The following is a 13,974-nucleotide window of genomic DNA, read 5'->3' as shown; positions in this document are numbered from 1 at the left end:
CGTAGCACTCCCATTTCGGCAAACTCGGTTTATCAGCCTCACCGAGTTGTCCGGATTTGCGACTGCTGCGCAGCCGAGCGGGAGCAAGCTCCCTCGCCACAATGATCTGCCCACTACGAGCCAATGCTTTACCCTGACGATTTACCCCGTACCGAGAGGACCCATGGCCTTCCCCAGCCGCCATTCACTCTTTCCCTTCCTGACCTGGTTGCCCCGGCAAACCCGCGCCAGCGTTGGTCGTGACCTGATCGTCGGCCTGAGCGGTGCGATTCTCGCGTTGCCACAATCCATTGCCTACGCCCTGATCGCCGGCCTCCCACCGGAATATGGCCTGTACGCCGCCATCATCCCGGTGCTGATTGCCTGCCTCTGGGGTTCGTCATGGCATTTGATCTGCGGCCCTACGGCGGCCATTTCCATCGTCCTGTATGCCAGCGTCAGTCCTCTGGCCGTCCCTGCATCGCAGGACTACGTCACGCTGATCCTGCTTCTGACTTTCCTTGCGGGCATTTTCCAGTGGTTACTGGGTTTGCTGCGGTTCGGTGCCCTGGTGAATTTCGTCTCTCACTCGGTGGTGCTGGGCTTCACCCTCGGCGCGGCGGTGGTGATTGCCATCGGGCAGCTGCCGAACCTGCTGGGGCTGGATGTGCCCAACCAGGCCACGGCGCTCAACAGCTTGATGATGCTGCTCAATCATCTCGGCGAAGTGGACAAACCCTCGCTGCTGCTGGGCCTGGCCACGGTCGCGGTTGGCATCGTGCTGAAACTGCTGGTGCCGCGCTGGCCGACGCTGTTGATCGCTCTGGCCCTGAGCGGATTGCTGGTGTGGCTGTGGCCAGCGATGTTCGGTCATGTGAAGCTGGTCAGCGCGTTTGTCGGGCGGCTGCCGCCCTTCAGCTCGCTGCCGCTGGATCTGGACCTGATATTGCGCCTGCTGCCCAGTGCGGTGGCGGTCGGCATGCTCGGGCTGGTGACGAGCCTGTCGATTGCCCGCTCCCTGTCGGCCCGCTCGCAGCAGTTGCTCGATGCCAATCAGGAAGTTCGCGCCCAGGGTTTCTCGAACATGGTCGGGGCGTTTTTTTCCGGTTCGCTGTCCGCCGGTTCCTTCACTCGCTCGGGCCTGAGCTACGATGCCGGCGCCTGTTCACCGCTGGCCGGGTTTTTTTCGGCGCTGTGGGTGGCACTGTTCGCGATCTTCGGTGCGGCATTGATTGCGCACATCCCGATCCCGGCCATGGCTGGCAGCATCCTTTTGATCGCTTGGGGATTGGTGGATCATCGCGGCATTCGTGCCTTGTTGCGGGTCAGCCATGCCGAATTCCTGGTCATGGCGCTGACCTGTGTCGCCACCCTGTTGCTGGAGTTGCAGACGGCGATCTACGCCGGGGTGCTGGCGTCACTGTTCTTCTACCTCAAACGCACCTCACAGCCACGGGTGCAGCACTGGCGCAATGGTGACGAAGACATCCTGAGGGTCGGCGGCTCGATCTTTTTCGGCGCCAGCCATTACCTGCAAGTGCGCCTGCAACGGATGCAAGGCCCGCGAGTGGTGATCGAAGCACAGCAGATCAACTTCATCGACTACTCGGGCGTGGAAATGCTGCACCAGGAAGCACGACGGCTGCTGCGTCAGGATCGCAGCCTGACTCTGCGGCAGGCACGGCCGCAAGTGGTGGAGGAATTGAGGAAGCTGGAAGGCGCGGAGAAATGCCCGATCCGGTTTGAGGACTAAACGCCACTGTTTTGACAAACAGATAACCTGTGGCGAGGGAGCTTGCTCCCTCGCCACAGAACTACAGCGCCAGTTGCCGGCGAAGTTCGGCCAGCACCGGCGCCGTATCCGGGCGCACACCGCGCCACAGATAGAAAGCTTCCGCCGCCTGCTCGGCCAACATGCCCAAGCCATCCATCGACACGCCAGCCCCATGTTCACTGGCCCAACGGCAGAACGAGGTTGGGTCCTTGCCGTACATCATGTCGTAGCAAACCGTCTTGCCCGGTTCGATCAAACTGCCGGCAATCGGCGGTACATCGCCGGACAAACTGGCGGATGTGGCGTTGATGATCAGGTCCACCGGCTCGCGCAGCCAGTCGAAACCGCTGGCCGACACCGGCCCCAGATCGGCAAACAATTGCGCCAGCAATTCGGCTTTTTCCACGGTGCGGTTGGCAATGATCACCGACGCCGGTTGCTCCGCCAGCAGCGGCTCCAGCGCGCCGCGCACCGCACCACCGGCCCCCAGCAGCAGGATGCGTTTGCCCGCGAGGCTGAATCCGGCGTTGACCGTCAGGTCCCGCACCAGCCCGGCACCATCGGTGTTGTCGCCCAGCAGACTGCCATCAGCCAGTTTGCTCAGGGTATTCACCGCGCCGGCCCGTTGCGCCCGCTGGGTCAAGCTGTTCGCCAGGCGATAGGCGTCTTCCTTGAACGGCACTGTCACATTCGCCCCACGGCCTTCGCGGAAAAATTCCAATGCACAGCCGGAAAAATCGTCGAGAGGTGCCAGCAAGGTGCTGTAGTCCAGTTTCTGCCCGGTCTGCTCGGCGAACAGACGGTGGATCAGCGGCGACTTGCTGTGGCCGATCGGGTTACCGAATACGACATAACGGTCCATCAGAATTCCTCGTTCAGGCCTTGGCCAACCAATCGCGGTCTTGCAGGAAGTATTCGGTCAGGCGTGCTTCTTCACTGCCCGGCTCGGCCTTCCAGTCGTAGGCCCAGCGTACTTGCGGCGGCAGCGACATCAGAATCGACTCGGTACGCCCGCCCGATTGCAGGCCGAACAGCGTGCCGCGGTCATAGACCAGGTTGAATTCAACGTAACGACCACGGCGAAACTCCTGGAACTCACGCTGTTTGGCGGTGAACGCATCATTCTTGCGGCGTTGCACGATCGGCAGGTACGCGTCGATGAACGCATCGCCGATGGCGCGCATGAAAGCGAAGCTGGTATCGAAGTCCCACTCGTTCAAGTCATCGAAAAACAGGCCGCCGATGCCCCGTGGCTCATGGCGATGCTTGATGTGGAAGTAGCTGTCGCACCAGGCCTTGTAGCGCGGGTAAACGTCCGGGCCGAACGGCGCGCAGGCCTGTTCGGCGACGCGGTGCCAATGCACGCAATCTTCTTCATTGCCGTAATAAGGGGTCAGGTCAAAGCCACCACCGAACCACCAGACCGGCTCTTCACCTTCTTTTTCGGCGATGAAAAAGCGCACATTGGCGTGGGACGTCGGCACATGGGGGTTATGCGGGTGTATCACCAAAGACACACCCAGGGCTTCGAAGCCTCGACCGGCCAGTTCCGGCCTATGAGCACTGGCGGACGGTGGGAGACCGCTGCCAAACACGTGGGAATAGTTGACGCCGCCCTTTTCGATGACTGCGCCGTTCTCAATCACCCGGGTGCGACCACCGCCGCCGGCAGGCCGGGTCCAGGCGTCTTCGACGAAACGCGCGCCGCCGTCTTCGGCTTCCAGGGCAGCGCAAATACGGTCTTGCAGGTCGAGCAGGTAGGCTTTTACGGCCTCGGTGCGGGTAGTCATGGCATCACCTTGAATCGGGCAAAGCTACGCGGCGCTCCATCAGAGCGGGGGGCCGGCGCAAATGGGTCCGTAGCATAACATCGCAGGCGAGCCTGCCGCAGTTGACGAAGATCAAGCTTGGGAGTTCGATAGGGCGCTTGGCGCTACGACTCTAGAAGCCAAAGACCTAAGGAGAGAGCAGATGGCAAAGCGTATCCAGTTCCGCGTCCATGGCGGCCCCGAAGTGCTCGAATACGTGGATTACCAACCCGCCGAGCCCGGCCCGCAACAGGTACGCGTGACCAACAAGGCCATTGGCCTGAACTTTATCGACACCTATTACCGCAGTGGCCTTTATGCACCGCCAGCCCTGCCATCGGGCCTGGGCGCCGAAGGCGCGGGCGTGGTCGACGCAGTCGGTAGCGAAGTCACCCGCTTCAAGGTTGGCGATCGCGTGGCTTATGGCAGTGGCCCGTTGGGCGCCTACAGCGACGTGCATGTCTTGCCGGAAGCCAACCTGGTGCACCTGCCGGACGCCATCAGCTTCGAACAAGCCGCCGGCGTGATGCTCAAAGGCCTGACCGTGCAATACCTGCTGCGTCAGACTTATGAGCTCAAGGGTGGCGAAACCATCCTGTTTCACGCCGCGGCCGGCGGCGTCGGATCGCTTGCCTGCCAATGGGCCAAGGCCCTGGGGGTGAAGCTGATCGGCACGGTCAGTTCAGCGGAAAAAGCCGCCCTGGCGAAAGCCAATGGTGCCTGGGCGACCATCGATTACAGCCATGAGAACGTCGCACAACGCGTGCTGGAATTGACTGACGGTAAAAAAGTCCCGGTGGTGTACGACGGTGTAGGCAAAGATACCTGGCTGACATCGCTCGACAGCGTTGCGCCTCGGGGGTTGGTGGTGAGCTTTGGTAATGCTTCAGGCGCAGTCGACGGGGTGAATCTGGGGATTCTCGCGGCCAAGGGTTCGCTGTACGTGACCCGGCCGACGCTGGCGACCTACGCCAACAATGCTGAAAACCTGCAACGCATGGCTGATGAACTGTTCGAGATGATCATCAGCGGCAAGCTGAAGGTGGACATCAGCCAGCGGTATCCACTGGCTGATGCAGCGAAGGCGCAGACTGAGTTGTCGGCGCGCCGTACGACTGGTTCAACGATTCTGTTGCCCTGACACCAGACTGTGGTGAGGGGGCTTGCCCCCTCGCCACATCAATCCGGGCGCACCACATGCCCCGTCGCCAGATCGCGAATCACACTCGGATTCTTGCGCCCGCCCAGATTGCCACCGAGTACATAATCAACCTGCCCCCGGAAATACTGCTCCACGCGAATCCGCGTCCGTGCCGCCGGTCGGCCCTGAGGGTTCGCCGAGGTCGACACCAGCGGGCCGACCACCGCACACAAGTCCCGCACCAGAGGGTGGTCGCTGACCCGCAACGCCACCGTTTCATGCACACCGGTAATCCACTGGGGCAACAGATTCTGATGCGGCACCAACCAGGTGTTGGGGCCCGGCCAGGTGCTGGCCATGCGGTCCATCCACAACTCCGGGAAGTCTTCGAACAGGAAGTCGAACTGACGAATATTGTCGGCCACCAGAATCAGGCCCTTATCCACAGATCGGCCCTTGATCATCAGCAGACGATCCACCGCCTCTTCGTTCCACGGGTCGCAACCCAGTCCCCAGACGGCTTCCGTTGGGTAGGCAATGACCGCCCCGGCGCGAATTTCTCGTGCGGCTTGTTGCACACGCCAACTGTTAACCATGAAAAAACTCTCCGGAATAAGGCTCTGCGCAGTTTACCGATCTTCCTTATAAAACCTAGTTTACCCGCGCAAACCATCGACCGCTCTCACAGACCGCCCGGCCATCCATCTCCAGCTCCGTCAGCGCTGCCAGCACTTTCGACAAGGCCCAGCCGCTGGTGACCGCCAGGGCTTCGCTGGTATGAGGCGCCGCGTGGAGCAACATGAGCAGTGGATGAGTTACCGTCGTTTGCGGCGTTTCTGTGGATAACGGCAGCCGTTGCCAGCCGCGCAAGGCCTCAAGGATGTGTTCGATGGTTTCCACCAACACCGCACCGTCGCGGATCAACTGATGGCAACCCTTTGCGCCAGGGTGGTGAATCGAACCTGGAATCGCATACACCTCACGCCCCTGTTCCGCCGCCAGCCTCGCGGTAATCAATGAACCGCTGGCAATACTTGCCTCGACCACCAACACACCAAGGGACAAACCGCTGATGATTCGATTGCGCCGGGGGAAGTTGCCCGGGGAAGGCCCGGCGTCCAGCGGGAACTCCGAAAGTACCGCGCTTCCCGAGGCGATCATGGCGTCCGCCAGTCGTCGATTGCGCTGTGGATAAAAATTTTCAAGTCCCGTGCCAAGCACCCCTACCGTTTGCCCGCCAACGTCCAGAGCCGCCTGATGCGCGGCGGCATCGATGCCCAGGGCCAGACCGCTGGTGATGACAAAACCGGCGCCGGCCAGACTGCGGGAAAACGCACTGGCGGTATCCATGCCCGGTCGCGATGCGCGACGGCTGCCGACCATCGCCAACTGCGGTTTTTCCAGAATGCCCGGATCGCCCGCGACGAATAATAGCGGCGGCGCATCACTGATTTGCGCCAGCAGCGCGGGGTAGTCAGGTTGGTCCCACATCAGTAAATGCTGGCCCGGACGCTCTAGCCAGGCCAATGCGTGGCTGGCACCATCACGAATTTCACTGCAGCGCCGGGCCTCCGCGCAAGCGAGGGGCAGGCCCAACGCGCGCCAGGCGCTGGCCGGTGCGCTGATGGCTTTGGAGGCAGAACCGAAAGCCTCCAGCAACTTCTTGAAACGTGCCGGACCGAGTCCAGGCAAAAGGTGCAGGCGTAAACGGGCTTCCAGTTCCGCAGGGGAAACGGACGTACAGGCAGACAGCGACATGGATCATCCTTGATCGTTATAAGGTCCCGTCGAATCGGGAATAAGCTGTGGATAACTCTGTTGGTAACTTGTGAGCAGGCTTAAGGATTTCGCACCTTGTCCATCACCGCCAAGGAGCGCGATGCGTTGAGCACCAGCCCGTAGCTGAGCTTGTCGTAGGTGCGGAATACCATCAGCAGGCCGGCCCGTTCGTCGGGGATTTTCAAGGGCTGACCGGTGATCCGGTCGCGCACGGTTTCGCCGGTTTTCATCACCACCAGCACATTGCCCTCGGCCAGGCCATCGCGCTGCCCCTTGTTCAGCGTGACGACATCCAGCGCGCCAATCTGGGTGACCCCACGCGGCACATCGATGATCAGGCCATTGATGTCGGTGCTTGGCGCACTGGGCATGAAGGTCGAATTGATCGAGCGCTCTTCGCCACTGAACAACCGGTCGCCGAGTCGCACCTCCTGAGTGGTGCGTTGCAGGGCCAGGGTGGCGACGTCACCTTCAGTGGCAATGATCTCGCCGCCACCGATGTCGTCGGCGTTGATCCCCAGGAACTCCTTGCTCTGCGGATCGGTGTAGACCTTGCCCTGACGAAAGATGCCGTAGACCGGTTGTGCCGGATCGAAATGGCCACGCGCGAAGATTCGATCGCCGGTGCCGCTGAGTACCCGTTCGGCATCTCCGGCAACGATGTAGGGCGCCTTGTCGAAATCCTCGACCTTGTCGACGATGCGATTGCTCAACAGAAAACTGTTGATCGACTTCAGCGGAATGCTCGGGATGGCGTCGGCCACCGGCGAACTGCGGACTCGTGGCGACAGCTTGATGGTGCCCCGGGAAGCGCCGCGGTTGAGGGTCAGGCGTGGCTGACCGTTGACGTAGACCAGCGACAGCGTATCGCCGGGATAGATGAGATTGGGGTTTTCAATCTGTGGATTGGCTTGCCAAAGCTGCGGCCACTGCCACGGCTCACGCAGGTATTTGCCGGAAATGTCCCAGAGTGTGTCCCCTGCCACCACGGTGTATTGCTGTGGAAAACCTTCCCTGAGTTGCACTTGCCCATGCGCAAAACCGGCCGAGGCCAGAAGGAGCAAGGCGAGTAGTGATTTCCTCATGCGGTGAATCCCTTTATTATGTACGTTCGCGTGAAACGCCAGAGCCCTCGTGGCTCGCCTCCGGCTCATTATTGAAAAGCCGGAAGCTACGTTCACAACGGTAGCCTGCATCTTCGGACTCGCCAGGCCATCGACCCGACTTTACCTCACACGTGCAGCAATTAAGCTTATGGCCATTTTAGACATCCTCGAATTCCCCGATTCGCGCCTGCGCACTATCGCCAAACCGGTGGCCGTAGTGGACGACGAAGTGCGTCAGTTGGTCGATGACATGTTTGAAACAATGTATGAAGCGCCAGGCATCGGCCTCGCCGCTACCCAGGTCAACGTGCACAAACGTATCGTCGTGATGGACCTCTCCGAAGACCGCAGCGAACCGCGGGTGTTCATCAACCCCGAGTTCGAAACCCTGACCGACGAGATGGGCCAGTATCAGGAAGGCTGCCTCTCGGTGCCAGGCTTCTACGAAAACGTCGATCGCCCGCAAAAGGTCAAGATCAAGGCCCTGGACCGCGACGGCCAGCCTTACGAACTGATCGCCGAAGGCTTGCTCGCCGTGTGCATCCAGCATGAATGCGACCACCTCAACGGCAAGTTGTTCGTCGATTACCTGTCCACGCTCAAACGCGACCGGATCAAGAAGAAACTGGAAAAGCTCCACCGCCAGAACGCTTGATGCCCTTCTTTCAAAGGCTTGCCGCGGCAAGCCTTTTTCTTTTCAAGATGCTTTGCAATTGAGAGCTTCCATGACTGAGCCACTGCGCATTGTCTTTGCCGGCACCCCGGAATTCGCCGCCGAACACCTCAAGGCCCTGCTGGGCAGTCCTTACGAGATCGTTGCGGTCTACACCCAACCGGACCGTCCGGCGGGCCGTGGGCAGAAGCTGATGCCAAGCCCGGTCAAGCAATTGGCTCTGGAGCACAACATCCCGGTGTTGCAACCGCCAACCCTGCGCAACGAAGACGCTCAGGCGGAACTGGCCGCGCTGAAACCGGATTTGATGGTGGTGGTCGCCTACGGCCTGATCCTGCCGCAAGTGGTGCTGGATATCCCACGCCTGGGTTGCATCAACAGCCACGCCTCCTTGCTGCCACGCTGGCGCGGTGCGGCGCCGATCCAGCGTGCCGTTGAAGCGGGCGACAGCGAAAGCGGCGTGACCGTGATGCGCATGGAAGCCGGCCTCGATACCGGACCGATGCTGCTCAAGGTCACCACGCCAATCAGCGCCGAAGACACCGGCGGCAGCCTCCACGATCGCCTCGCAGAGATGGGCCCACCGGCCGTGATCCAGGCGATTGCCGGCCTGGCTGCGGGCACACTGGAAGGCGAAGTGCAGGACGACAGCCTCGCCACCTATGCACACAAATTGAACAAGGACGAAGCGCGCATCGACTGGAACCGCCCGGCGGTTGAGCTGGAGCGTCTGGTCCGCGCCTTCAATCCATGGCCGATCTGCCACAGCACGCTGAACGGCGAAGCGCTGAAAGTGTTGGCCGCAAGCCTGGCCGAAGGGCAGGGCGCACCGGGGAAAATCCTCAGCGCCAGCAAGGACGGCTTGATCGTCGCCTGCGGTGAACAGGCGCTGTGCCTGACCCGTCTGCAATTACCCGGCGGCAAGGCACTGAACTTCAGCGACTTGTTCAACAGCCGTCGTGAGAAATTCGCCGTCGGCACCGTCCTCGGTCAAACGGCAGACGCTCAATGAACCCACGTCTGGCCGCCGCCAAGGCACTTGCTGCAGTTCTTAACGGAAAAGCCTCACTCAACAGTTCTCTGCCGACACAAATGGACAAGGTCGAAGACCGCGATCGCGGCTTCACCCAGGACCTGGCGTTCGGCACGGCTCGCTGGCAGCCGCGCTTGTCGGCGTTGGCGGCCAAGCTGCTGCAAAAGCCGTTCAAGGCGGCTGATGCCGATGTCGAGGCGCTGTTGCTGGTGGGGCTTTATCAACTGCTCTATACCCGCGTCCCGGCTCACGCCGCCATCGGCGAAACCGTCGGTTGCGCCGACAAACTGAAAAAGCCGTGGGCCAAAGCCTTGCTCAACGCCGTACTGCGCCGCGCCCAACGGGAAAGCGAAGCGCTGCTGGCCGAGCTGGAACGCGACCCGGTGGTGCGCACCGCCCACCCGCGCTGGCTGCAAAAATCCCTCAAGGCCTTCTGGCCTGAACAATGGGAAGCCATTTGCGCAGCGAACAACGCACATCCGCCGATGATTCTGCGGGTCAACCGTCGTCATCACACTCGCGACGCTTACCTTGGCTTGCTGAGTGACGCTGGCGTGGCCGCCAAGCCCTGCATTTATAGTCGCGACGGCATCATTCTCGATGCTGCTGCCGACGTGCGCAGCCTGCCGGGTTTCGCCGAAGGCTGGATCAGCGTGCAGGACGAAGCCGCTCAATTGGCCGCCGATCTGCTGGACCTCGCGCCGGGCCAACGGGTGCTGGACGCCTGCTGCGCACCGGGCGGCAAGACCTGCCACATCCTTGAGGCCGAGCCCAAACTGGCCGGCGTGGTGGCTGTGGATCTGGAAGCCAAGCGTCTGGTGCGGGTGCGGGAAAACCTCGCACGCCTGGGTCTGAGCGCAGAATTGATTGCCGCCGACGGTCGCGACACCGCCACCTGGTGGGACGGCAAACCGTTCCAGCGCATTCTGCTCGACGCGCCATGCTCGGCCACCGGGGTGATCCGCCGTCACCCGGATATCAAACTGACCCGCCAACCCGACGACATCGCCGCACTGGCGGTGCTTCAGGGCGAACTGCTCGACGCCATGTGGATAACTCTGGAGGTGGGCGGCATTCTGCTTTACGCCACCTGCTCCACGCTGCCGACCGAAAACACCGAAGTCATCGAAGCGTTCCTCGCCCGCACGCCAGGCGCCCGTGAACTGGACCTCGCCACAGCGGCCGGCATCAAGCAGCCCCATGGTCGCCAGTTGCTGGCCCAGGAAGGCGGCCACGACGGGTTCTACTACGCCAAGCTGATCAAGATTGCCGCCGCGCGCGGTTAACCGGGTTTAAGGGAGTGACTGGATGAAGATCATCATCCTCGGCGCAGGGCAGGTCGGCGGTTCGCTGGCAGAACACTTGGCCAGCGAGGCCAACGACATCACCGTGGTCGACACCGATGGCGAACGCCTGCGCGACCTCGGCGATCGGCTGGACATCCGCACCGTGCAGGGTCGCGGCTCGCTGCCGACCGTGCTGCGGCAGGCTGGTGCCGACGACGCTGACATGCTGGTGGCCGTGACCAACAGTGACGAAACCAACATGGTCGCCTGTCAGGTCGCCCACACCCTGTTCCACACCCCCACCAAGATCGCCCGGGTCCGCGAAGCCGCGTACCTGACCCGTGCCGAACTGTTCGACAACGAAGCGATTCCGGTCGACGTGCTGATCAGTCCGGAGCAAGTAGTCACCAATTACATCAAGCGCCTGATCCAGCATCCGGGCGCATTGCAGGTGATCGACTTCGCCGAAGGCAAAGCGCAGCTGGTAGCGGTCAAGGCGTACTACGGCGGGCCGCTGGTGGGCCAGCAACTGCGCCAGTTACGCGAACACATGCCGAATGTCGAAACCCGCGTCGCGGCGATTTTCCGTCGTGACCGGCCGATCCTGCCCCAGGGCGATACGGTGATCGAGGCTGACGACGAAGTGTTTTTCATCGCCGCCAAAGCGAACATTCGCGCAGTGATGAGCGAAATGCGCCGCCTCGATGAAAGCTACAAACGCATCGTCATCGCCGGTGGCGGGCAGATCGGTGAACGCCTGGCCGAGGCCATCGAAAGCCGTTACCAGGTGAAGATCATCGAGATGAACCCGGCCCGCTGCCGCTACCTCTCGGACAACCTCGACAGCACCGTGGTGTTGCAGGGCAGTGCTTCAGACCGGGATCTGCTGCTGGAAGAGAACATCGCCGACGCCGATATTTTCCTGGCCCTGACCAACGATGATGAAGCCAATATCATGTCTTCGCTGCTGGCCAAGCGCCTGGGTGCGAAGAAGGTGATGACGATCATCAACAACCCGGCCTACGTCGACCTGATCCAGGGCGGCGACATCGACATCGCCATCAGTCCGCAACTGGCGACCATCGGCACCTTGCTGGCCCACGTCCGGCGCGGGGATATTGTCAGCGTGCACTCACTGCGCAGGGGCGCGGCGGAAGCCATCGAGGCGATTGCCCACGGCGATGCGAAGTCGAGCAAGGTGATTGGCAAGGCCATCGAAAACATCGGCCTGCCACCGGGCACCACCATCGGCGCGATCATCCGCGATGAAGAAGTGATCATCGCCCACGACGACACCGTGATCGAAACCGGCGACCATGTGATTCTGTTCCTTGTGGATAAAAAGCATATTCGGGATGTGGAGAAGCTGTTCCATGTGGGGCTGAGCTTCTTCTGATGATCGTTCCCACGCTCTGCGTGGGAATGCCTCAACGGACGCTCCGCGTTCGGCTTTGAATGGGACGCAGAGCGTCCCGGGCTGCATTCCCACGCGGAGCGTGGGAACGATCACTGACTGAGGAAGCACCGATGATCGAATCCCTGGAAAAAATGCTCGCCAAGGGTGTGGATAACTCATTGCTGCGCTTCGGCCTGGGCAAGGGTTATCTGGATCTTGGGGAAAACGCCAAGGCCGCAGAGCATTTCCAGCGCTGCGTCGAGTTCGATCCGAAGTATTCGGCAGCCTGGAAGCTCTTGGGCAAGGCCCATCTGGCGCTGGCGGATTACGCGGCGGCGCGACAGGCCTGGGAACAGGGTCTGGAAGCTGCCCGCGCCCATGGCGACAAACAGGCAGAGAAGGAGATGACGGTGTTTCTGAAAAAGCTTGAGCGACAGGCGCACTGATCAGCGGTAACGCAGGCCAAGATCAATAGATCGCAGCCTGCGGAGTTATCCACAGCAACCTCAATACCAGCGTTCTTCACCCGGCGGACGCTTCTTGAAGCGCTTCATGCTCCACATGTACTGGCTCGGATAAGCCCGCACGTAGCGCTCGACTACCTGGCTCATGGCCGCGCAGGAGGTTTCGGTATCGGTGCTGTACATGGCCTCTGGCGCGGCTTCGAGGATCACTTTGTAACCCGAACCGTCCGGCAGCCGCAGGGCATGCAGGAACACGCCGACCGCTTTGCCACCGGCGAGCATGTTCGGCACGAATTTGCTGGTCAGGGCCTGAGTGGCGAAGAACGGCACGAAGATCCCGGCGGATTCGGCCGGTTCCGGGTCAGCCGGAATGCCTACCGCGCCCCCCTTGCGCACTTCCTTGATCACGCTGAGGATGCCTTCCTTGGTGGAAGCCGCCACCCGGTTACCCAATTGCACCCGCTGCTTGCGCAGCAACTCATCCACCGCCTTCAGTTTTGGCGGACGGTAGAAAATGATCGGTTTGCACTGGCTGCAATAGAAGTGGTTCAACACTTCCCAGTTGCCCAAGTGGCTGGTGATGCCAACCACGCCTTTACCGGACGCCAACGCCTCTTTCAAAACGTCGAGGCCTTCGACTTCGCGCACCAGTTCAATGGAACGCTGGGCCGGCCAGATCCACGCGCAGGCGCTTTCAGTCAGAGACTTGCCGATGTCTTTCAGGCTTTGACCCACCAGACGCTCACGCTCGGCCGGGTCCATCTGCGGAAAGCACTTGGCGAGGTTGATCCGCACCACGTCGCGGGAACGGTTGGGGGTTTTCCACATGATCCAGCCAATCGCCGAACCCACCGTCTGCACTGCCCGCCATGGCAGTAGGGCAAACAGCCGCAGAGCGCCTACCAGCAAGGCGCCTTTAAACTTATCCACAGGTCACTCCTGATCTTGTGCTGTGCGCGAGGCGGCTATTCTAACCGCCGTTCGCCAACGTGGCGTAGCGATCGCAATCCAGAGTGTGGTCCATGACCATGCCTGAAGCCTGCATCAGCGCGTAACAAATGGTCGGGCCGACGAACGTGAAGCCGGCTTTTTTCAGGCCTTTACTCATCTCGATGGCGGCCGGTGTCACCGCCGGTACTTCACTGCGATCCTTGAAATGATTGATCACCGGCGTGCCGCCGACGAACGACCAGAGAAACGCCACCGGGTCTTCCAGCTCCAGCCAGGCCTGGGCATTGCGCCGGGCTGCATTGAGTTTGAGACGATTGCGGATGATCCCCGGATCGAGCATCAGTTCATCGATTTCCGCATCGCTCATCTGCGCCACGCGCTGCACGTCGAAGCCGAACAGCACCTCGCGATAACGCTCTCGCTTGCGCAATACAGTGATCCAGGAAAGCCCGGCCTGGAACCCTTCGAGCAAAAGCAACTCGAACAATCCCTGCGCATCGCGTAGCGGCGTGCCCCACTCCTGATCGTGATAAGCCATGTACAGCGGATCTTCGGTACACCAAAAGCAGCGTGGCATAAGGCTC

Annotated in this window: 14 protein-coding genes; 7 read left to right on the top strand and 7 right to left on the bottom strand. The window is 61.3% G+C overall.

Annotation, left to right across the window (positions count from 1 at the left end; genetic code table 11):
- The first annotated feature begins 163 nt into the window (after positions 1-163).
- Positions 164-1,732, top strand: coding sequence for a SulP family inorganic anion transporter (locus F475_RS03255; RefSeq protein WP_111453122.1), 1,569 nt, complete (start codon positions 164-166; stop codon positions 1,730-1,732).
- Positions 1,733-1,793: 61 nt separating this feature from the next.
- On the opposite strand, the gene aroE is transcribed toward F475_RS03255, so the two are convergent.
- On the bottom strand, positions 1,794-2,615 hold the full coding sequence (aroE, locus tag F475_RS03250; RefSeq protein WP_018927301.1) for a shikimate dehydrogenase: 822 nt from the start codon (positions 2,613-2,615) through the stop codon (positions 1,794-1,796).
- 13 nt (positions 2,616-2,628) lie between these two features.
- Positions 2,629-3,543 (bottom strand): oxygen-dependent coproporphyrinogen oxidase, encoded by a 915-nt coding sequence (gene hemF, locus F475_RS03245; RefSeq protein ID WP_018927302.1) that lies wholly within the window; start codon positions 3,541-3,543, stop codon positions 2,629-2,631.
- Between the two features lie 181 nt (positions 3,544-3,724).
- On the opposite strand from hemF, the gene F475_RS03240 reads away from it, so the two are divergent.
- A complete protein-coding gene (locus F475_RS03240) occupies positions 3,725-4,702 on the top strand; it encodes an NADPH:quinone reductase (RefSeq protein ID WP_019580323.1) in 978 nt (325 codons plus the stop codon).
- A gap of 38 nt (positions 4,703-4,740) precedes the next feature.
- Here the strand turns inward: F475_RS03240 and F475_RS03235 are convergent, their stop codons facing one another.
- From F475_RS03235 to F475_RS03225, 3 genes are all read right to left on the bottom strand, one after another.
- Positions 4,741-5,298: an L-threonylcarbamoyladenylate synthase gene (locus F475_RS03235; RefSeq protein ID WP_018927304.1), complete on the bottom strand. Its 558-nt coding sequence runs from the start codon at positions 5,296-5,298 to the stop codon at positions 4,741-4,743.
- Positions 5,299-5,353: 55 nt separating this feature from the next.
- Complete coding sequence (gene dprA, locus F475_RS03230; RefSeq protein WP_111453121.1) at positions 5,354-6,460, bottom strand: DNA-processing protein DprA; 1,107 nt, start codon at positions 6,458-6,460, stop codon at positions 5,354-5,356.
- An 80-nt stretch (positions 6,461-6,540) separates the two neighbouring features.
- A complete protein-coding gene (locus tag F475_RS03225) occupies positions 6,541-7,566 on the bottom strand; it encodes a LysM peptidoglycan-binding domain-containing protein (protein ID WP_018927306.1) in 1,026 nt (341 codons plus the stop codon).
- A 169-nt stretch (positions 7,567-7,735) separates the two neighbouring features.
- Here F475_RS03225 and def point away from each other — a divergent pair, with 169 nt between their 5' ends.
- The 5 genes from def (at position 7,736) to F475_RS03200 (ending at position 12,421) form a co-directional block, all read left to right on the top strand.
- Positions 7,736-8,242, top strand: a complete 507-nt coding sequence (gene def / locus F475_RS03220) for a peptide deformylase (protein ID WP_007941507.1) — start codon at positions 7,736-7,738, stop codon at positions 8,240-8,242.
- Positions 8,243-8,312: 70 nt separating this feature from the next.
- Positions 8,313-9,272: a methionyl-tRNA formyltransferase gene (gene fmt, locus F475_RS03215; RefSeq protein ID WP_018927307.1), complete on the top strand. Its 960-nt coding sequence runs from the start codon at positions 8,313-8,315 to the stop codon at positions 9,270-9,272.
- On the top strand, positions 9,269-10,579 hold the full coding sequence (rsmB, locus tag F475_RS03210; protein WP_019580328.1) for a 16S rRNA (cytosine(967)-C(5))-methyltransferase RsmB: 1,311 nt from the start codon (positions 9,269-9,271) through the stop codon (positions 10,577-10,579). Before fmt ends, rsmB begins: the two co-directional genes overlap by 4 nt.
- Before the next feature lie 22 nt (positions 10,580-10,601).
- Complete coding sequence (gene trkA / locus F475_RS03205; RefSeq protein ID WP_018927309.1) at positions 10,602-11,975, top strand: Trk system potassium transporter TrkA; 1,374 nt, start codon at positions 10,602-10,604, stop codon at positions 11,973-11,975.
- 131 nt (positions 11,976-12,106) lie between these two features.
- Positions 12,107-12,421 carry a tetratricopeptide repeat protein gene (locus tag F475_RS03200; RefSeq protein WP_018927310.1) on the top strand — a complete coding sequence of 105 codons (315 nt, stop codon included), beginning with the start codon at positions 12,107-12,109 and terminating at the stop codon, positions 12,419-12,421.
- A 60-nt stretch (positions 12,422-12,481) separates the two neighbouring features.
- Here the strand turns inward: F475_RS03200 and F475_RS03195 are convergent, their stop codons facing one another.
- Together F475_RS03195 and tag are read right to left on the bottom strand one after the other, a co-directional pair.
- Positions 12,482-13,369, bottom strand: a complete 888-nt coding sequence (locus tag F475_RS03195) for a lysophospholipid acyltransferase (protein ID WP_111453120.1) — start codon at positions 13,367-13,369, stop codon at positions 12,482-12,484.
- A gap of 40 nt (positions 13,370-13,409) precedes the next feature.
- Complete coding sequence (gene tag / locus F475_RS03190; protein ID WP_019580331.1) at positions 13,410-13,967, bottom strand: DNA-3-methyladenine glycosylase I; 558 nt, start codon at positions 13,965-13,967, stop codon at positions 13,410-13,412.
- Positions 13,968-13,974: the final 7 nt, after the last annotated feature.

It is taken from the genome of Pseudomonas sp. URMO17WK12:I6 (assembly GCF_003253625.1).
GTDB lineage: Bacteria > Pseudomonadota > Gammaproteobacteria > Pseudomonadales > Pseudomonadaceae > Aquipseudomonas.
This window is presented reverse-complemented; position numbering and strand designations above follow the sequence as displayed.

Coding starts and splice junctions, on each gene's coding strand:
- F475_RS03200 (WP_018927310.1), top strand. CDS start 12,107: ATGATCGAATCCCTGGAAAAAATGCTCGCCAAGGGTGTGGATAACTCA.
- F475_RS03255 (WP_111453122.1), top strand. CDS start 164: ATGGCCTTCCCCAGCCGCCATTCACTCTTTCCCTTCCTGACCTGGTTG.
- dprA (WP_111453121.1), bottom strand. CDS start 6,460: ATGTCGCTGTCTGCCTGTACGTCCGTTTCCCCTGCGGAACTGGAAGCC.
- fmt (WP_018927307.1), top strand. CDS start 8,313: ATGACTGAGCCACTGCGCATTGTCTTTGCCGGCACCCCGGAATTCGCC.
- trkA (WP_018927309.1), top strand. CDS start 10,602: ATGAAGATCATCATCCTCGGCGCAGGGCAGGTCGGCGGTTCGCTGGCA.
- F475_RS03235 (WP_018927304.1), bottom strand. CDS start 5,298: ATGGTTAACAGTTGGCGTGTGCAACAAGCCGCACGAGAAATTCGCGCC.
- def (WP_007941507.1), top strand. CDS start 7,736: ATGGCCATTTTAGACATCCTCGAATTCCCCGATTCGCGCCTGCGCACT.
- aroE (WP_018927301.1), bottom strand. CDS start 2,615: ATGGACCGTTATGTCGTATTCGGTAACCCGATCGGCCACAGCAAGTCG.
- tag (WP_019580331.1), bottom strand. CDS start 13,967: ATGCCACGCTGCTTTTGGTGTACCGAAGATCCGCTGTACATGGCTTAT.
- rsmB (WP_019580328.1), top strand. CDS start 9,269: ATGAACCCACGTCTGGCCGCCGCCAAGGCACTTGCTGCAGTTCTTAAC.
- F475_RS03240 (WP_019580323.1), top strand. CDS start 3,725: ATGGCAAAGCGTATCCAGTTCCGCGTCCATGGCGGCCCCGAAGTGCTC.
- hemF (WP_018927302.1), bottom strand. CDS start 3,543: ATGACTACCCGCACCGAGGCCGTAAAAGCCTACCTGCTCGACCTGCAA.
- F475_RS03225 (WP_018927306.1), bottom strand. CDS start 7,566: ATGAGGAAATCACTACTCGCCTTGCTCCTTCTGGCCTCGGCCGGTTTT.